Source organism: Streptomyces sp. PH10-H1, from assembly GCF_030063355.1.
GTDB lineage: Bacteria > Actinomycetota > Actinomycetes > Streptomycetales > Streptomycetaceae > Actinacidiphila.
On sequence record NZ_JASISZ010000037.1, the window covers coordinates 14371 to 32084 of the forward strand.

Genomic DNA, 17714 nt, shown 5'->3' on the forward strand with positions numbered 1-17714 from the left:
CAGCGGTTTCTACGGTCGGTGCGGTGCTGGCCCGACGCCGTCCAGACCGCCGTCGAGGGTGGAGTCGCGTGGCGGGTGCGGGGGAAACGGGTTGGCGCGATGGCCCGGCCGATGCTGGGGTGGGCGGATGGATCACGGAGAAGTACTGGCACTGTTCGACCGTCAGATGAGACGCGGCGCGCGGGCCGAGCCCGGAACCCGGGTCGAGCGGGACGGCGATGTAGTGCGGCAGACCGGTGCGGATCACGACTGGAACGGCGTCGTCTGGTCGGATCTGGACCAGGCCACGGCGAATGTGGCGATCGCGGCGCAGGTGCGGTATTTCGCTTCGCTGGGACTCGGGTTCGAGTGGAAGGTGTACGCCCATGACCGGCCCGGTGACCTCGGCGGGCGGCTGCGGGCGGCCGGGTTCACGCCCGAGGCCGAGGAGACGCTGATGGTCGCCCGGATCCAGGACCTGCCCACCGGTGTCGAACTACCCGAGGGTGTCCACCTGCGTCCGGTGACCGGCCCGGCCGGTGTGGATCTGGTGGCGGACGTTCACGAGCAGGCGTTCGGTACGAGCAGCGGCCCGCTGCGGCAGCGGTTGCTCGCCCAACTGGTCCAGAACCCGGAAACGGTCAGCATGATCGTCGCGATGGCCGGCGACCTGCCGGTGTGTGCGGCGCGGATGGAACTGAACCCGGGCACCGAGTTCGCCGGCCTGTGGGGCGGCGGCACCGTGGCTGCCTGGCGGGGCCGGGGCATCTATCGGGCCCTGGTCGCCCATCGGGCCCGTATCGCCGCCGAACTCGGCTACCGCTATCTCCAGGTCGACGCCTCCGACCAGAGCCGCCCCATCCTGCAACGGCTCGGGTTCGTCCCGCTGACCACCACGACCCCGTATGTCCACCAACCCCAGCGCCATGACCGCGAACCGTGAACCGGCGACGGCTCGTTGGAGCGGCTATCGCCTGCGTTGCGAGGCGGGGGCGTGCGCGACGAGCGCGTCGGTGACGAGCCGGACCCCGCGCGCGAGGCGGTTCAGCTGCTCGAGCTCGATGGCGTACATCCGGATCGTGTTCTCGATGACGGCCTCGACCACGCCCATCGTGGGCAGCTCGGCCCGGCTGGTCTGCAGCGCCACCCGCACCGCACGCATCTCGTGATGCAGCTGGAGCTGCGCGTGCCGGGCGAGAAGGACGTTGTGGCGGGTGAGCGTGGAGTATCCGGCATAGCGGGCCGGCAGCAGGTCCCGCAGCCAGCGCGAGGCCGTGCGTTCCCAGTCGTGGGCCCCGGGTGACTTGACCTGACAAGGCCAGTCCGGGCTGAGCGTGACGGGAGGGGTCGTCTGGGGCATTCTCGTCGCTTCCGAATGGTGTCGAACTCTGATCGAGAGGTGGTTGCTGCGGCGGCCTCGGCCCAGGGGTTGACCGAGGCCGCCATCGGCACTCTGCGGATCCGAAAGCCTGGATCGAACACCCAGGTGCGGCACGAGGAGGCGTGCGTCGCTCTGAGAGTTCGTTCTGGGAGGGCGTGGGGGGCGCTCTCCTTGGCATCCGGTGGATCCGGGCACCGCCTCTGCAGTAAACATATATACCGTCGAGTAAGCAAGGGTATGAATAATTACATACATGCTCGCGATGTGTAGATCTATAAATCTGCAGGAACGAACTGGGTGAAATGCCCCCTAGTGAAACCTAGGGAAACTTAGAGAAAGAAGCCGTGCTGATCGGCGACCTGCTCGTACCCCTCAAGCCGTGCCTGCGTCCGCTCGGGATCCGCGTCGGCCATCGACTGCAGCAGGGCGGCGGAGAGGACACCCGGCGCCGCATACGAGTCGAAGACCAGCCGTGACCCGGTGCTGACGGTCAGCGCCACATCCGCCTCGTCCACCAGCGGACCCAGGGTGAGATCCGTGATCAGTACGGTGCGCAGCCCCGCGCTGCTGGCCGCCCGCAGCGCGGCCAGCGTCTCCTTGGCGTGCCGGGGCATGGCGAATGCCAGCACCCACGTCCCGCCCGCCGCCCGGGACTGCAGCAGCGCGTCGTACGCGACGCTGCCGCCACGTGTCACCAGACGTACATCGGGGTGGATACGCCGGGCGGCATAGGCGAAGTACTCCGCCAGCGACACCGAGATCCGCAGACCGAGAACGGTCAGTGGCACCGAGCGGGCCAGCTCACGGCCGATGTCCAGCACCTGATTGGTGTCGGCGAGCAGCCGGCGCAGGTTCTCCAGGTTCTCGATCTCGGCGTTGACGGCCGCCTGCAACTCGTTGTGCCGGATCTGTTCCCGGCTCTGCGGAGATCCCGCGACCGCGCTCAGGGCGATCGGCTGCAGGACGTCCCGCAGGGCGGGATAGCCACTGAACCCCAGGGAGGTGGCAAAGCGGGTCACGGACGGCTGACTCACGCCGGCCCGTTCCGCGAGCTCAGTGATCGAGAGGAACGCGGCCTCGGTGAGGTGATCGATCAGATACTGGGCGATACGCCGCTGGCCCGGCGACAGCTGATGGCCGTCGAACAGCGCGCGGACCCGGTCTGCCGGGGCGCGCTCCTGGTCCGACGACTGCCCACCCGGCTCACTCGGCGTGATCGCAGCTGCCTGTGCGCGTGCCTGCTGCCCCGATGACACCGGTGGACCTCCTTCTCATGCCACTCGTGATCAAAACATAACTCACGCACTGTGGCCGACCGGCGAAACACCTCCGCCACTCCTCCGCCGACATGGTCGGTCCACGAGCGGGGCCGGTCCCCGCCCGGTGGGGAACCGGTGGAGAACGGCTGGATCGCCGTGCCGCGCCGGGGAGGGGGACTACCGCGAGTTCCCTGCGAGGCGGGAGGCTCAGGTTATGCCGAGGAACTGGCCGAGTTCGCCTCTCCGACCGGACGTTCGTGACGCCGACGCCCGTGACCCTCACCCTCCGTACCGCCCGTACCCTCCGACCCTCCGACCCCCGAATCCGCCGCGAGAGAGGAAGGACCCTCCTGATGTCCGACATGCCACGGTTATGGATGCGGCAGGAGTCCCGGCCGAGGGAGCGGCGTGCGCCGATCGTGCCCGAGGACGCCGCACGGCTGGTGGAGAGCGGCGTTCGGCTCACCGTCGAGGAATCCCCGCAGCGTGTCTTCCCGCTCGCGGACTACGTCGAGGCAGGCTGTGAGGTCGGGGCGGCGGGCAGCTGGACCGAGGCTCCGGACGGTCACTACATCGTCGGCCTGAAGGAACTCCCGGAGAAACCAAGCGACTTGCGCCACCGGCACATCTACTTCGGCCACGCCTACAAGGGCCAGACGGGCGCCCGCGCGCTGCTGGACCGGTTCACGGCGGGCGGTGGCGCGCTGCTCGACCTGGAATACCTCACCGACGACGACGGCCGCCGCCTCGCGGCCTTCGGCTACTGGGCCGGATACGTCGGCGCGGCCCTCGCGGTGCTCAGCCGGCGCGGGCGGCTCGACACGCCGCTCGTACCGCTCGGCAAGAGCGAGCTGGACGCCGCACTGCGTGCGTCACGCGCCCCCGCGGTGACGGCCCCCGCGGTGACGGCTGCATCGGTGACTGCTCCATCGGGGACGGACGGACAGCCCCTGAGCGCCCTGGTGATCGGCGCGCTGGGCCGCTGTGGCCGGGGTGCGTGCGACGCCTTGGAGACGGCGGGGCTGACGCCGACCCGGTGGGACGTGGACGAGACCGAGAACCTGGACCGGGAGGCCCTGCTCGCGCACGACATCCTGGTCAACACCGTCCTGACCACCCAACCCATTCCGCCGTTCCTGACCCCGTCCGACCTCGACGATCCGCGCCGCAGGCTCTCCACGATCTGCGACGTCACCTGCGATGTGACCTCGCAGTGCAACGTCCTGCCGATTTACGACGACGTCACCGACTGGGGGCACCCGGTCCGGCGGCTGCGCGGCGGGGACCGGCCGGTGGATGTGATCGCCATCGACAATCTGCCCTCGCTGCTCCCCGGAGAAGCCAGCCGCGCCTTCTCGGCCGAGCTGCTGCCGCAGTTGCTGAACCTGGTGTCGCAGGGCGACACCGCACCGGCCTGGGCGCGCTGCCTGCGCACCTTCGAAGCGGCGGCCCGCGCCGGGAGCGAGGAGAACGACCATGCCCGATGAGGCGACCAGCACCGTTCCCGCACAGCAGGTACCGGCGAGCGGCACCGTGCACTGGATAGGCACCGGCCTGTCGACCGGCTCCACCGGCCTGCGGCTGCTGTGCGACCGGGCCGAACGTGTCCTGATGTGGGGCCGCACCGAGGAGCGGGCCGCCGGCCGGCTGGCACAGCTGGGGCTGACCGGCCGGGCCGGGGTACGGGCGCTGGACGACGGAGCGCTTGCCGCCCTGGTGCGCTCCGGCGACATCGTGGTCTCCATGCTGCCCGCCACCGAACACGCCGCGCTGCTGCGGCTGTGTGTGGAACGCGGCGCCCACTTCGCCTGCTCCAGCTACGTCTCCGAGCCGATCCGGGACCAGGCCGCCGAGGCCGCGCGCAGGGGTGTCGTCGTGCTGACCGAAGCCGGGCTCGACCCCGGCATCGATCATCTCCTGGCGCACGAACTGATCGAGCGCGCCAGGAACGCGGTCGGCGACCAGGCCGAGTCGGTCGAGTTCACGTCGTTCTGCGGTGGCCTGCCGGCCGAACCGAACGACTTCCGCTACCGGTTCAGCTGGGCACCTTACGGGGTGCTCGCCGCCTTGAACTCGCCCTCGCGGTACATCGACCGGGATACGGAACGTACCTCCGCGCACCCGTGGGAGGCCACCCGTCCGCACCACCTCGGCGGCGAGGAGTTCGAGGTCTACCCCAACCGCGACAGCGTGCCGTTCATCGCCCAGTACGGGGTGCCGGACGGATGGCATCTGACGGCCTTCGTCCGGGGCACGCTGCGCAACGCGGGCTGGCTCAGGGCCTGGGAGCCGGTCTTCGAGACCGTCAGGACCGGCGACGAGGACCGGATCCGCAGGCTGGCGGAGGAGCTGGCCAAGCGCTACCCGACGACCGACGCCGACCGCGACCGGGTCGTCCTCTCCGTCGCGCTGGCAGTCCGCCGCGCGGACGGAACGGGCTGGCACGGCGCGTACCTGCTGGACCTGACCGGCGACGGTACGGAGAGCGCGATGGCCCGCTGCGTGTCGCTGCCGCTCAGCTTCGGCATCACCCGCATCCTGGACGGCGCGCTGCCGGCGGGCCTCAACCGGGCGGCGGAGAGCGCCGAGGAGGCCGGCCGCTGGCTGCGGTTCCTGGACGACAACGGTGTGAAATCCGTCTTCCAGGAGGCATCCGGCACCGGCCGTGGAGCATCGGCATGACCGGCTCGACGGCCGACCCCGGTGCCGGTCTTCTGCGCCTGCACGCCATCGTCCCGCACCTGACCACCGGCGATCTGTTACGGGGTGTCTCCCGCGTTCTCAGGGCCGGCGGCACCCCGCTCGGGGTGTGGCGCGCGGGACGGCACGGACAGGTGCTGCGGCACGACGGGGTCACGGCCGAGGTGGCCGGATCGTGGGACGGGCCGGAACTGCGGCTGCGCTGCGGGAACGGTCCGGCGCACGCGTCCCGGGCCGGGGAACTGCTGGCGGACATCGCCGTCGCGGCCGGAGACGCGAAGCAGGATCCCCGGCCCCGGGCCCGCATCCCGACCGCCGGCAGCTGGAGCGGGAACGGCTACCGGGCCTGGCAGGCCATGATGCGTCACTGGTGTGTTCCCGAGAGCGCAGTGGCAGAGATCAGAGCACCCGGACAACTGAGCCCCGTCGACTGGCTGTTTGCGGACTCGCCAACGCTGGACTCGCCCATGCACGAAGAGCGACCGCACACCGAGTCGTTGACCTTCGTCTTCGACCACATAGGGCCCCCGGAACCCCCACGCGGATGGCTGCTCCGGTCATGGTTCTCCCCGGACGCCGGCACCTTCCACCTCTCGGTGCGGTCGCGCCCGCCGGGCCGCCTGCAGGTGCGGACGCCGCTCTCCGCAGACCGCGAGCAGGCGGCGGCGCTGCTGTCGGCCTGGCGGACCGTGACCGCAGAACTGGACGACCGCCCCGATCTGCCGCCGGCCGCCCTCAGCATTCCGCCGCGCGCCTTCGTCCTCCCGCATCACCCCTCGGCGGCACACTGCTGGAACAACTAGCCCTGGCCGCCCGGCGGTGCCTTGCCGGCGAGGAAGTCGAAGGCGAGGCCGCTGGAGCCTTCGCCCGGCCGGCGGTGCGGCGGGCGCTGAGCCAGACCGACACCCGGCCGTCGCGCCAGCGAGTGCGGTTGTAGGACACGGTGATTCTGGTGCCGGACTGCGGCACCTCCTCCTCGTTGACGAAGTACTGGATCCCGAGGTCGAAGCCTTCGCACAGCAGCGCCGTGCGGGGATGGACGGACTTGCCGTCGACCACGCTGGGCATGGCGGCGCGCTGCAGCTGGATGGCGCGGTTCCGGCCGGGGACATGCACCGGGATGAACGGGATCCAGTTCTCCGGTACGGAATTCATGGCCTCGTACGCGACCGGGGCAGCCGGGGCCGGTGGCCTGGGCGGTGGTTTCAGGGGCAGCCGGTGCGCGAGGATCTCGGCGGCGACCTCGCTGCCGCGCCGGGGCTCGCCGGTGGCCAGCCGGACCGTCTGCTCGATGCCCCACACCATGTTCGCGCTCTCGTCGCGGATGAGGGCGACCTGCTCCAGCACCGGGCCGTCCGCGACCTTCGGCACGCTCGGCGGCAGGAGCAGGCTGGTGTCCGCGGCCACGTCCTCGTTGCCGATGGTGTCGAGGGTGAACATCGACCAGCGCTGCCAGCCGGCGTCATTGCCCGACCCGGCGGGGGTGATCCAGCGCTTCTGCCCGAAGACGTCGGTGACCACGAGTCCCTGGATCGACGCCAGCGTCCCGGCGGGCAGATCGCAGGGCAGGTGGTACCAGTCGTTGCTGTAGACGAGCGCGAACTCCAGGAAGATCAGCCAGGCCAGGTCGGTACTGTCCGGCCGGACGGCGGCGAAGTTGATACGGCCGTCCTCCAGGGCCCACCAGCGCGGCAGCGGCATGCCGGAGAACCGCCCCGGGGCGGGAAAGACCGTGCGGTGGAACGAGGCGGAGGCCGCGGTGACGCCGCCGAGCGGCGGTTCCGGGTCGATCGAGAACGCGTGCCAGTCGAGCGTCCCCCCGGGGTACTCCAGCACGGTCAGCACCTTCTCGCCCCCGCCTCCGCCACCGGGCGGACTGGCGGCGACCGAGAAGCGGTGTTCCCCGTTTTCGCGGAGTTTCGGAACGCGGCGCCCTGCTCCGAACCATAGCCTGCACCGGCAGCAGTTGGCCGAACGGCTTGTTGTTGGGCGCTAGGTGCCCATGTGGGTGCCGGTGGGAGTGCTTCTCTGTGAACTGCGCGGGGGCGCGGTGTCGGCGGAAAACATTCGTCGAACAGCGGCCGGGGACCGGTGATGGAGAGGAATCCGGGCGGGGCGGTCCGGTTGCTACGGCCGCCCGGGTGAGGACGCCCGGGACACGTCGCGAGCGCGGCGCGAGGGCGGTCTCTGGAGGCGGCACGCCCGTAGCGTGCGGGTATGACGTACGACGACGGCGGAGACCGGGGCAGCCGCGACGCATGAAGGAGCCTTCGCCGCGCGCCGCGGCACCGCACTTGACTCTGCGCGGCCGGAAAGCCGACCTGGCCCGGACCGCCGCCGGGTGCCTGCTGACAATTGCCCCGCTGTTGACGGCCTACGCGCTGCTGCCGAGCGACTCCAGGGGAGTGGGATCAGTGACGCTGCGGCTGGTCGGCGCGATGTTGCTGGTTGCCGCCGTTCTGGTGCTCCAGGTGCGGGCGGTGCTGCACGCGGCCCATCCGGCCCTGCGTGCGGCCTGGGCGCTGACCACCGTCGTCGCGCTGTTCCTGCTGTCCTTCACCGCGGGGTACGCCTCGCTCAGCCATGTGGACACCCCGGCTTTCAGCGCGTCGCTGGCCGGGTCGACGCCCTCTATTTCACAGCGTCTTCGCCACGGTGGGATTCGGCGACCTTGTTCCCGTCAGCCAGCCGGCGAGGATCGCGGTCACCGTGCAGATGCTTCTGAATCTCGTCCTCATCGGCCTGGGGCTTCGGCTGGTGCTCCAAGCGGCGCGGCTCCGCCTCGCGCACCGGCCCGACCGCCCCGACATGCCCGACCGGCCGGGCGAAGAGGCGCAGGAGCGCTGAGCGAGCCGTCCTGGCGACCCGGTCACGGTCACCACCGCGGGCGTCAGAACGCCGTTCACCGGGGTGGGGCCACGAGGCCCGTCTCGTAGGCGATGATGACGAGCTGGACCCGGTCGCGGGCCCCGAGCTTGGCGATCAGCCGGGTCACATAGGTCTTGACGGTGGCCACGGTGATGAACAGTTCGGCGGCGATCTCGGTGTTGGACATGCCGCGCCCGACGAGGGTGAGCACCTCGCGTTCCCGTTCCGTGACGTTGTCGGCCACCTGGCGGCTCGTAGTGGGTTCCGGGCGGCCGGCGAAGTCCGCGATCAGGCGGCGGGTGACGCTGGGGGCCCTCATCGCCATCCTCCTCGCCCTGATCGTCGTGGACCGCCGCGACCTGTAGGCGCTGCCAATGCCTGCTGTGTCGTACTCCGGCCTGCTGTGTCGTACTCCGCAAAGGTCACATGATGTTGTTTATTCGAACATTGCTGTGTTAGAAATGGGGCATGGGAGTAGCGAATCGTCTGGATCTCACTCTGCGGCTCGTGCAGGGCGCCGATCGTGTCTCCGTTGCGGAACTGGCCCGGCGGCTGGGTGTGTCGGAGATGACCGTGCGGCGCGATCTGGATGAGTTGGAGCGCCAGGGGCTGGTCAAGCGGGTGCACGGGGGCGCCGAAGCGACGCGTTCGCGGGAGGGGGAGTCCGGGTTCGCGGTCCGGGAGAGGTGGCAGGCGGCGACCAAGGACCGTCTCGGTCGTGCGGTGGCCGGGTTGGTGGAGCCGGGGGCGACCGTGCTGCTCGACGCGGGTACGACGACCGTCCACGTCGCCGAGCACCTGATCGCCCGTGCGCCGTTGACAGTGGCGGTGCTCAGTCTGCAGGCGGCGGTGCGGCTGGCGGACCGGCCCGGGATCCGGCTGCTGGTGATCGGCGGTGAGTCCCGTCCGGGTGAGCGGTCGCTGATCGGACCGCACGCGGTGCGGACCCTGGAGACGATGGCGTTCGACACGTTCGTCATGTCGATCGGCGGCGTGCAGGCCGCGTACGGGTGGTCGGAGTTCTCCCTCGACGACGCAGCCGTGAAGCAGGCCGCGCTCTCCCAGGCCACCCGGACCATCGCGGTGGCCGATGCCACCAAGCTCGGCGTCCGCGCGTTCAGCCGGGTCACCACCCTCGACCGGGTGGACACCTTCGTCACGGACACCGCGGCCGACGACGTCGCCACCCATCCCAAGGGGCCCGAGACGCTCACCGCCCTGCGCGATGCGGGAGTCGACATCGTCCTGGCCTGATCCGCGCCCGCCCCTCGTCTCGTCCCGGTGCCGCCGGCCCGGGACCCCACCCGTGTACGGAGTGATGCTGTGCGTGCTGTCCCGCGTCCGCTGATGATCCTGGTCGCCGGCCCCTACCGGTCGGGGACCGGCGACGACCCGGCCCGACTCGCCGCGCATGTGCGGGCGATGAACGAAACCGCTCTGCGCCTCTTCCGCGCCGGACACCTGGCGGTGACCGGCGAGGCCCTGGCCCTGCCGCTGCTGGAGGTCGCCGGAAGCACCCGCCCCGGAGACGCGGCCTTCGATGAGATCTTCCATCCGATCGCCGAACGGCTGCTGGACCGCTGCGACGCGGTGCTGCGCATCGGCGGCCCGTCGTCGGGTGCGGACCTGATGGCGGAACAGGCCCGCGCCGCGGGCAAGGACGTCTACGCCACCCTCGACGAGATCCCCGCGGCACGATGACCGCCGGCATCGACGCCCCCGACCGCCGCGGCCGCACCGGCCTGGACCGCCAGGGTCGCGACCTGACCGGGAACCCGCGGGTGCGAGTGCGGGACGTGGAAGTGCTGTCCTGCGACTGGTATGTGCTGCGCAGGACCACCTTCGACTTCCAGCACGGCGACGGCCGGTGGAGCCGCCAGCAACGCGAGACCTACGACCGGGGCGACGGCGCCACGATCCTGCTCTACGACCCGGACCGCCGTACGGTGCTGCTGACCCGTCAGTTCCGTTTCCCCGCCTACGTCAACGGCCACCGTGACGGGATGCTGATCGAGACCGCGGCCGGTCTGCTGGACGGCGACAGCCCGAGCGAGGCGATCCGCCGGGAGGCGGCCGAGGAGACCGGGCACGTCATCGGCGCGGTCCGCCGCGTCTTCGACGTCTATATGAGCCCCGGCTCGGTCACCGAGCGGCTGCACTTCTTCGCCGCCCCCTACAGCCCGGCCACCTCCACCGCCGCCGGTGGCGGGATCGCTGCCGAGGGTGAGGACATCACCGTCGTCGAGCTGCCGTTCGCCGAAGCGCTCGCGATGATCCGCAGCGGGGCCATCGCCGACGCCAAGACCATCATGCTGCTGCAATGGGCCGCCCTCGACGGCCCCTTCGGACCCGCGCAAGCTCACCCGTAGCCCCGGCCCGCGTAGTCTCTCGCGCGCGATCGAACGGCTGGTATTGGGCGGCTTGTCGGTGCCTCCTCTGACACCATGGCGGGCATCGGCCGGCAGGCCACGCTCCTCGACCTGTTCCAGGCTCTGTTCTCAGTGATCAAGCGCGCTACGGACTGAGGACGATCCCCGCCCCATCGTGCTGGTGGCTGGTGGCCGGCTGCGTCACTCGTCGATGATCGTTTCCATTGCCTCGGACAGCCGCTCCAGCACCCGCAGCGTGTTCGCGAACTCCTCTGTTCCGAGCTGGTCCGCAAGCCGTGCGGCCAGTTCGGCGTGGGCGGGGCCGATGCGGCGGATCGCCGCCAGGCCCTCCTCGGTGGGTCGCAGCAGTTTCGCCCTGCGGTGGGCGGGGTTGGTCACGTACTCGGCGAGGCCCTGGTCCGCGAGCAGGTCTGCGATGCGCTGGACGCTCTGCCGGGTGATGCCCATCGCGCGGGCGATGCCGGACACCGGAAGCGGCTCCCGGAGCACGGCCCCGAGCACCTGCCACCAGGCGGCCGTCAGGCCGGCCGGGCGGGCGAGGCGTTCGGAGACCTCCAGGAACTGGCCGTTGAGCCGGAAGACCGCCAGTGCTGTGCCGGACAGCAGCGGGCCGGCGTCGGGGGTCTCGGGGCCCTGGGGGGGAGCAGGGGGAACAGGGGGAACGGATTGGGTCACGATCCGGCCGCCATCAGGACGGAGAAGGCGCTCGCGTCGGAGTTGGCGAACAGCCGGTACCAGGCGTCGAGCACGTCCGGCTCATACAGGTCGAGCTTGGCGAAGATCTCGCGGGCGAACGCGACCGGCTCCGTCGGTCCCGCGGTGATCAGGTCGCCCCCGGTCAGTGCGTCCGTCTCGCGATAGTGCTCGCCGCCCCGGTAACCGGTGGCCGCGAGGTACTCGGCGGCCGCGCTGGTGTGCTCGCGGTCGTCGAGAAGCCCCTCGCGCGCCAAGCCCGCCGTCGCTCCGCAGATCGCGGCGACCGGCACCCCGGCCGCGAGGAACTCGCGTGCCGTCCGGGCGAATGCCGCGTTGTCCTCCCCGAGGTCCCAGGCGTACGCCCCGGTCAGGATCAGCAACGCGCTGTCCTGTGGCCGCAGTTCGCCCAGCACGGTGTCGGGAACGATCCGCACCCCACCGGCCGTCGTCACCGGCTCCGGGCTCATACCGACTGTCCGCACCTGGTAGCGGCCGGGCTCGCGCTGCCACTGCGGGGAATTGATGTGCGCGATGGCGTGCCCGGTCTCCCAGTCCGCCAGCGTGTCGTACACCGCGACGTGGACGATCTTCTTCGGCTGCGCCTGGCGCGTCTGCTGCGTCTCGTACTCTCGCGTCTCCATATGCAGCATCCTGTCAAATAGACAGGATGCTGTCAATAGCGGGGACGTCCGGTGCGTCGGCCGGAGCCGCGCCGGCGGCCGGGTGGAGTTACAAGCGCGCATCGGATTGCGCCGCGCCTACTTCCCCACCCCCGGGGACATGACCATCCAAGGCCCCCACCCCGAGGCCTATTTCACGGAAAAGGCCGGCGGACCCCTGTGCGATATCACGGAAACGGACCCGTCCTGGGCGGCTCAACCACGCCGGTCGAGCTGACCCAGGAACCCAAGCGTTCCGTCGGACACCAGGCGACGGCCACCCGCCGGTCAGGCACTTCAGGCGGGGACGCCCAGCGACTCGACGGCGTTGGCCAGGGAGGTGAGCTCGGGGTTCTTCGCGGCCTCGTCGAGGGCCTCCCGCAGGGCGGCGTCATTGGTCGGCCGGGCCTCGGCGAGGAGTTTCAGTCCGGCTTCGCTGACGTTGGTGTAGATGCCGCGGCGGTCGGTCGGGCACAGGTAGCGGGAGAGGAGTCCGCGGTCCTCGAGGCGGGAGACCAGCCGGGTGGTCGCGCTCTGGCTGAGGACAACCGAGTCGGCGACCTGGTGCATGCGCAGGTGGCCGCCTTCGCCGTCGTGCTGGCGGCTGAGGACGTCGAGGAGCGAGTACTCACGGACGCTGAGGTCGTGCCCCGCCTGCAGAGCGCGCTCGATGTGCGCCTCGATGCGGCCGTGCAGCAGCGACAGGGCGCACCAGCCCTGGGCGAGACCGGTGAGTGGGGGGTCGGTGGCGGTCATGAGGGTCCCTTCCGCGGCGAGGTGCGGGCGTGGGCGCGCATACAGGCCAGGATAGAGCACTACCGCGATAGCCCGCGCTTACAATGAACGGCGTCTGCAATTATTGTGGGGTCCCGTAAGACGCAATCGCAACCTTACTGGGAAGTGGACCCCCATGCCTCTCGCACTCCTGGCCCTCGCTATCGGGGCCTTCGGAATCGGCACCACCGAGTTCGTGATCATGGGGCTGCTCCCCGAGGTCGCCGCCGACTACGGCGTCTCCATTCCGATCGCCGGATTCCTGGCCACCGGCTATGCCCTCGGCGTCGTACTCGGCGCCCCGCTGATGACCATCCTCGGCTTCGGTGGAGTCTTCGCCGCCATCACCTACATCACGCCGATGATGACCGACGTCGCCGGCTTCGCGAACAGCTCCGTCACCTGGCTGCTGGTCCTGTTCGGTCTCGGCATGGTCGGCGGCAACCTGATCGGCGGCCGGTACGCGGACCGCCGCCTGATGCCGATGCTGTACGTGTCGCTGGGTTCCCTCGCCGTCGTGCTGGTGCTGTTCACCCTCACCGCCCACAACAAGATCGCGGCGGCGGTCACCGTCACGCTGATCGGCGCTCTGGGCTTCGCGACCGTCCCGCCGCTGCAGAGGCGCGTCCTGGACCAGGCCGCGGGCGCCCCCACCCTCGCCTCCGCCGTGAACATCGGTGCCTTCAACCTCGGCAACGCGCTCGCCGCCTGGCTCGGCGGCGTCGTCATCGCCGCCGGACTCGGCTACACCGCGCCCAACTGGGTCGGCGCCGCGCTCGCCGCCGCCGCTCTGGCGCTCGCGATCCTGTCGGGAGCCCTGGAGCGTCGCAGCACCGCCCGCGGCCGCATCGTCGCCGCCGGCGTGGCTGCCGCGTCCGCCGCGCTCGTTGAGTCCGCCGCCGGGCAGGAGCCGGTGTCCGTCCCGGCCGGCCGCTGACCCCCCGGTCGCTGAGCCTAGGCCGCTCGCCCGGCCAACGAACTCCCGTCAACGAACTCCCGCCAACGAACTCCCGCCAACGAACTCCCGCTCCGAACCCCCTCACCGAACCCCTCTGCGCCACCGCACCAAGGAGAAACACCCCCATGAGCGTCACCGCCCCCGCCGCAGCCCCCACCGCCGTCTTCCCGCTGACCATCCAGGACGCCGAGGCCCTCGTCGAAGCGGCCCGCATCGCCGCGGAGGCCGTCGGCGTACCGGTCAGCGTCAGCGTTCTCGACGCCGACGGGCACCTGCTGGCCTTCCGGCGCGACGACCGGGCGGTGCTGATCTCGGGCGAGACCAGCACCCGGAAGGCGTTCACCGCCCTGCAGTTGAACGCCCCGACCGCGGACCTGGTCGAGGCGGTCCAGCCCGGCGCCCCGTTCCACACCCTGCCGACCGCCCTCGACCGGCCGCTGTTGTTCATCGCGGGCGGCGTACCCGTCCACCGCGGCGACCGGCTGATCGGCGCGATCAGCCTCGGCGGCGGAGCCCCGGAGCAGGACCACGGCATCGCCGTCACCGCACTCCGCGCGCTCACCGAGGAGCGCTGACCGAAGACGGCCCACCGAAGTGCTGTGACCGAAATATGCCGACCCCAGGCGACCGCGCCCCGCATACGACGTATGCGGGGCGCTCGTGCGCGTGCCGGGGACCGCCGTTACCTGGCGCTGATTCGGACCTGCTTGATGTTCACGGGCAGGGTCGGGAAGCCGTCGCCGGGGCCGTTCTGGTCGTCCTCGCCGGCCGCGGCGATCTTCTGCAGTACGTCGAGGCCCGCGGTGACCTTGCCGAACGGGGTGTAGGCGGGGGAGAGCTTGGTGTCCTTCCAGACGAAGAAGAACTGGCTGCCGTTGGTGTTCGGCCCGGCGTTGGCCATCGCCACCGTTCCGGCCGGGTAGGTGGCGCCCGTCAGGTTCTCGTCGGGGAAGGAGTAGCCGGGGCCGCCGCTCCCAGTGCCGGTCGGGTCGCCGCACTGCAGGACGTACAGACGCTGGGTGGTGAGCCGGTGGCAGTGCGAGCGGTTGAAGTAGTCATGCTCGGCCAGGAACCGGAACGAGAAGGTGGTGCACGGCGCCTTGCCGGTCAGCGCCTTGACGGTGATGGCGCCCTGACTGGTCTTCAATGTGGCGCTGAACGGCTTGGCGGCCTTCTTCGCGTTGAAGACGGGTATCCCCTTGAAGTTGTCGGCGGGGACGGCCGGGCTGTACGTACACGAGGCGGTGGGCGGCGGCGGGGTGTCAGCCGCGGCGGCCGTCGTCATGCCGAGCGGGAGAACGGCGGCGGCGGTGAGCAACGCCCATTGCTTACGGTTCACTTGACGGACCCTCCGGAATCGAGCACGACATGGCCGCCCCATGCCTGCCCGCTCCCGTGTGCGCTATGCGCCCAGCGAGCCGCGTGGGGCGTGATGGCCGAAACCGGTGTGTCCCGAACCGGTGTGTTCCGAAACCGGCTCCTCCTCGGAACCGGTCCGCCCCCCGCCCGCCTCCCGCGCGGGCGGCGGGCCGACGGTCACACCTTGCGGTACGTGTACGCCTCTTCCGCCGCCGCGACGACCGCCGCGAGGTCCGCTCCGGCGGACGCGGTGACGAACGCGGCGACCGCGCCCTCGACGAAGGGCGCGTCGACGAGCCGGGTGCCCGCGGGCAGTTCGTCGTCCTCGGCCAGCAGGGCCTTGACGGTGAGTACGGCGCTGCCCAGATCGGCCAGCACCGCGACCCCGGCCCCCTGGTCCACGGACCGGGCGGCCGCCGCGATCAGTTCCGAGCTGGTGCCCAGACCGCCGTCGGGAGTGCCGCCCGCCGCCGCGGCGGGCGCTACGGCGCCGCCGCCGGCCAGGCCGGCGGCGAGCCGGACGACGGATTCCGCGACCGCCGCGCTGTGCGAGACCAGGACGATGCCGACCAGTCCCGCGGTCATGCGGTCGCCTCCTCGGCGGCGGCGGCGGTGGCGGCGAACGCGGCGATCAGCAGGGCGGCCGAGGTGGCTCCGGGATCCTGGTGCCCGATGCTGCGCGCGCCGAGATAGCTCGCGCGCCCCTTGCGGGCCTGCAGTGGCACGGTCGCCAGCGCGCCCTCGTCCGCGGCGATCCGGGCGGCGGCGAGACCGTCCACGAGCCCGGCGCCCGCGTCGAGGGCGAAGGACAGCGCTTCGACCGCCGGGATGAGGGCGTCGAGCATCGTCTTGTCGCCCGGTACGGCCCCGCCCAGCTGCCCGACCGCCTCGACCCCGGTGCGCAGGGCGTCGCGGAACTCCTCCGGCGTGACCGGCGAGCCGTCGCCCAGCGCCTTTCCCGCCTTGCGCAGCAGGGTGCCGTACAGCGGGCCCGCCGCCCCGCCGACGGTGCTGATGAGCTGCCGGCCCACGAGGGTGAGCACCCCGCCCGGGGTCTGCGGCGGCTCCAGTTCCACGGCGGCGTGCGCCGCGCTGAACCCGCGCCGCATATTGCTGCCGTGGTCGGCGTCGCCGATGGGGGAGTCGAGTTCGGTCAGCCGGCCGGCCTCGCGGTCGATGGACGCCGCCGCCGTCGCCAGCCAGCGGCGCAGGAATTCGGCGTCGACCACCGGGCCGGGAGCCGTGGATACGTTCATGCGGTCCTTTCTACGGGAACTGCGCGCGCCAGGCGTGCTTACTGCGTGCACGGCGGAACCGGATCGATGACAGGGCCCTGCCGCAGTTCCGCCGTGGGTCATCGCGGGTCGTCGGGGTCAGCAGCCCCAGCGCAGGCCCGGCGTGGAGACCGGGGCGTCCCACAGCCGCAGCAGTTCCTCGTCCACCTGGCACAGGGTCACCGAGCAGCCGGCCATGTCCAGGGAGGTCACATAGTTGCCGACCAGGGTGCGGGCGATCGGCACATTGCGTTCGGCCAGCGCCCGGTGCACCTCGGCGTTGAAGCCGTACAGCTCCAGCAGCGGCGTACCGCCCATTCCGTTGACCAGGGCGATCACCGGCGCGTCGGGCCGCAGGTCCTCGACGACGGCGTCGACGACGACATCGGCGATCTCGCCCGACGTCATCATCCCGCGGCGCTCACGTCCCGGCTCGCCGTGGATCCCGACGCCCAGTTCCAGCTCCCCCGCGGGCAGATCGAAGGTGGGGCTGCCCTTTGCCGGGGTCGTGCACGCGCTGAGCGCCACGCCGAAGCTGCGCGAGGACTCGTTGACCCGTCGGGCGATCGACTCGACCCGCTCCAGCGGCGCGCCCTCCTCGGCGGCGCCGCCGGCGAGCTTCTCGACGAACAGCGTCGCCCCGGTGCCGCGCCGCCCGGCCGTGTAGAGGCTGTCGAGGACCGCGACATCGTCGTTGACCAGGACCTTGGCGATCCGTACGCCCTCGTCCTCGGCGAGTTCGGCCGCCATGTCGAAGTTCAGTACATCGCCCGTGTAGTTCTTGATGATGAACAGCACGCCCGCGCCGCTGTCCACAGCCGCGGCCGCGCGGACCATCTGGTCGGGCACGGGGGAGGTGAACACCTCGCCGGGACACGCCGCGTCGAGCATCCCCCGCCCGACGAACCCGCCGTGCAGCGGTTCGTGTCCGGAGCCGCCCCCCGAGACAAGTCCGACCTTGCCCTTGACGGGCGCATCCCGGCGCACGATCACCCGGTGATCGACGTCGATGGTCAGCTCCGGATGGGCGGCGGCCATGCCCCGCAGGGCATCGGCGACCACGCTCTCGGCCACGTTGATGAGCATCTTCATGGGTACCTCCTGGCGAACTAGCAGGCGAGTCTTTGAGTGGAGTCTTTGCAGTTCAGGCGGGGTCTTTGCAGTTCAGAGTGGGAGCCAGCGGTCCCAACGGTCCCAACGGTCCCAGTGGTCCCAGTGGTCCCGGCGGGGATGATGCTGACCTTGTGGATGACGCGTCAAGCAGTGGCTGGAACGCGCGGGGTTCTGTCGTCCATGGCCCCCAGTATTAAGCGAAGGCCGCCACGGGTCGTGGACCGCAACACACGTTCTTCGCCGCCTGGCGGTATGCCGGCCCCCCGATGCCGAAAAACCTGCGGTGGGCAGGGCACCCAGGAGA

21 protein-coding genes and 1 pseudogene are annotated in these 17714 nt (G+C 71.0%); 10 read left to right on the forward strand and 12 right to left on the reverse strand.

Translation table 11 applies throughout. The features are described from left to right. Positions 1-127 precede the first annotated feature (127 nt). Positions 128-922 carry a GNAT family N-acetyltransferase gene (locus tag QMK24_RS22020; RefSeq protein ID WP_283468298.1) on the forward strand — a complete coding sequence of 265 codons (795 nt, stop codon included), beginning with the start codon at positions 128-130 and terminating at the stop codon, positions 920-922. 24 nt (positions 923-946) lie between these two features. Here the strand turns inward: QMK24_RS22020 and QMK24_RS22025 are convergent, their stop codons facing one another. Both QMK24_RS22025 and QMK24_RS22030 read right to left on the reverse strand, forming a co-directional pair. After that, a complete protein-coding gene (locus tag QMK24_RS22025; protein ID WP_283468299.1) occupies positions 947-1339 on the reverse strand; it encodes a hypothetical protein in 393 nt (130 codons plus the stop codon). A 350-nt stretch (positions 1340-1689) separates the two neighbouring features. After that, positions 1690-2616, reverse strand: coding sequence for a MurR/RpiR family transcriptional regulator (locus QMK24_RS22030; RefSeq protein WP_283468302.1), 927 nt, complete (start codon positions 2614-2616; stop codon positions 1690-1692). A gap of 356 nt (positions 2617-2972) precedes the next feature. Here QMK24_RS22030 and QMK24_RS22035 point away from each other — a divergent pair, with 356 nt between their 5' ends. From QMK24_RS22035 to QMK24_RS22045, 3 genes are read left to right on the forward strand one after another with little or no spacing between them, the layout of a single operon-like run. After that, the gene (locus tag QMK24_RS22035; RefSeq protein ID WP_283468303.1) at positions 2973-4106 is read left to right on the forward strand and encodes a saccharopine dehydrogenase; all 1134 of its coding nucleotides are present in this window, start codon (positions 2973-2975) and stop codon (positions 4104-4106) included. Continuing rightward, complete coding sequence (locus QMK24_RS22040; protein ID WP_283468304.1) at positions 4096-5301, forward strand: saccharopine dehydrogenase family protein; 1206 nt, start codon at positions 4096-4098, stop codon at positions 5299-5301. The genes QMK24_RS22035 and QMK24_RS22040 overlap by 11 nt, the downstream gene beginning before the upstream one ends. Then, positions 5298-6122: a hypothetical protein gene (locus QMK24_RS22045; protein WP_283468305.1), complete on the forward strand. Its 825-nt coding sequence runs from the start codon at positions 5298-5300 to the stop codon at positions 6120-6122. Before QMK24_RS22040 ends, QMK24_RS22045 begins: the two co-directional genes overlap by 4 nt. Here the strand turns inward: QMK24_RS22045 and QMK24_RS22050 are convergent. Next, positions 6055-7155: a hypothetical protein gene (locus tag QMK24_RS22050; RefSeq protein ID WP_283468307.1), complete on the reverse strand. Its 1101-nt coding sequence runs from the start codon at positions 7153-7155 to the stop codon at positions 6055-6057. The two genes, QMK24_RS22045 and QMK24_RS22050, sit on opposite strands and share 68 nt — an antisense overlap. Positions 7156-7693: 538 nt before the next feature. Continuing rightward, the gene (locus QMK24_RS22055; protein ID WP_283468309.1) at positions 7694-7912 is read right to left on the reverse strand and encodes a hypothetical protein; all 219 of its coding nucleotides are present in this window, start codon (positions 7910-7912) and stop codon (positions 7694-7696) included. On the opposite strand from QMK24_RS22055, the gene QMK24_RS41880 reads away from it, so the two are divergent. Further along, entirely contained in the window at positions 7903-8166 is a 264-nt protein-coding gene (locus QMK24_RS41880; RefSeq protein WP_502962688.1) for an ion channel, read from the forward strand. The two genes, QMK24_RS22055 and QMK24_RS41880, sit on opposite strands and share 10 nt — an antisense overlap. 55 nt (positions 8167-8221) lie before the next feature. On the opposite strand, the pseudogene QMK24_RS22065 reads toward QMK24_RS41880, so the two are convergent. Beyond that, positions 8222-8509: pseudogene (locus QMK24_RS22065) on the reverse strand (response regulator transcription factor); the annotation flags it as partial. A 146-nt stretch (positions 8510-8655) separates the two neighbouring features. On the opposite strand from QMK24_RS22065, the gene QMK24_RS22070 reads away from it, so the two are divergent. The 3 genes from QMK24_RS22070 (at position 8656) to QMK24_RS22080 (ending at position 10556) form a co-directional block, all read left to right on the forward strand. After that, complete coding sequence (locus QMK24_RS22070) at positions 8656-9441, forward strand: DeoR/GlpR family DNA-binding transcription regulator (RefSeq protein WP_283468311.1); 786 nt, start codon at positions 8656-8658, stop codon at positions 9439-9441. Between the two features lie 93 nt (positions 9442-9534). Next, on the forward strand, positions 9535-9888 hold the full coding sequence (locus tag QMK24_RS22075) for a DUF4406 domain-containing protein (protein ID WP_502962689.1): 354 nt from the start codon (positions 9535-9537) through the stop codon (positions 9886-9888). Next, the gene (locus QMK24_RS22080) at positions 9885-10556 is read left to right on the forward strand and encodes an NUDIX domain-containing protein (RefSeq protein WP_283468315.1); all 672 of its coding nucleotides are present in this window, start codon (positions 9885-9887) and stop codon (positions 10554-10556) included. The genes QMK24_RS22075 and QMK24_RS22080 overlap by 4 nt, the downstream gene beginning before the upstream one ends. A 201-nt stretch (positions 10557-10757) precedes the next feature. On the opposite strand, the gene QMK24_RS22085 is transcribed toward QMK24_RS22080, so the two are convergent. From QMK24_RS22085 to QMK24_RS22100, 3 genes are all read right to left on the reverse strand, one after another. Continuing rightward, on the reverse strand, positions 10758-11183 hold the full coding sequence (locus QMK24_RS22085) for a MarR family winged helix-turn-helix transcriptional regulator (RefSeq protein WP_283468394.1): 426 nt from the start codon (positions 11181-11183) through the stop codon (positions 10758-10760). A 65-nt stretch (positions 11184-11248) separates the two neighbouring features. Further along, entirely contained in the window at positions 11249-11914 is a 666-nt protein-coding gene (locus QMK24_RS22090) for a DJ-1/PfpI family protein (RefSeq protein ID WP_283468316.1), read from the reverse strand. Positions 11915-12229: 315 nt separating this feature from the next. Further along, positions 12230-12688 (reverse strand): MarR family winged helix-turn-helix transcriptional regulator, encoded by a 459-nt coding sequence (locus tag QMK24_RS22100; RefSeq protein ID WP_283468317.1) that lies wholly within the window; start codon positions 12686-12688, stop codon positions 12230-12232. Positions 12689-12842: 154 nt separating this feature from the next. Between QMK24_RS22100 and QMK24_RS22105 the strand changes: the two genes are divergently transcribed. Continuing rightward, positions 12843-13643, forward strand: a complete 801-nt coding sequence (locus QMK24_RS22105) for an MFS transporter (protein ID WP_283468319.1) — start codon at positions 12843-12845, stop codon at positions 13641-13643. Positions 13644-13789: 146 nt separating this feature from the next. After that, a complete protein-coding gene (locus QMK24_RS22110; protein WP_283468321.1) occupies positions 13790-14239 on the forward strand; it encodes a GlcG/HbpS family heme-binding protein in 450 nt (149 codons plus the stop codon). A 107-nt stretch (positions 14240-14346) separates the two neighbouring features. Here the strand turns inward: QMK24_RS22110 and QMK24_RS22115 are convergent, their stop codons facing one another. The 4 genes from QMK24_RS22115 to dhaK form a co-directional block, all read right to left on the reverse strand. Further along, positions 14347-15003 (reverse strand): peptidylprolyl isomerase, encoded by a 657-nt coding sequence (locus QMK24_RS22115; protein ID WP_283468323.1) that lies wholly within the window; start codon positions 15001-15003, stop codon positions 14347-14349. A 197-nt stretch (positions 15004-15200) separates the two neighbouring features. Continuing rightward, positions 15201-15608: a PTS-dependent dihydroxyacetone kinase phosphotransferase subunit DhaM gene (locus tag QMK24_RS22120; RefSeq protein WP_283468326.1), complete on the reverse strand. Its 408-nt coding sequence runs from the start codon at positions 15606-15608 to the stop codon at positions 15201-15203. Then, positions 15605-16252 (reverse strand): dihydroxyacetone kinase subunit DhaL, encoded by a 648-nt coding sequence (dhaL, locus tag QMK24_RS22125; RefSeq protein WP_283468395.1) that lies wholly within the window; start codon positions 16250-16252, stop codon positions 15605-15607. Before dhaL ends, QMK24_RS22120 begins: the two co-directional genes overlap by 4 nt. A gap of 144 nt (positions 16253-16396) precedes the next feature. Beyond that, positions 16397-17389 (reverse strand): dihydroxyacetone kinase subunit DhaK, encoded by a 993-nt coding sequence (dhaK, locus tag QMK24_RS22130; protein ID WP_283468328.1) that lies wholly within the window; start codon positions 17387-17389, stop codon positions 16397-16399. Positions 17390-17714: the final 325 nt, after the last annotated feature.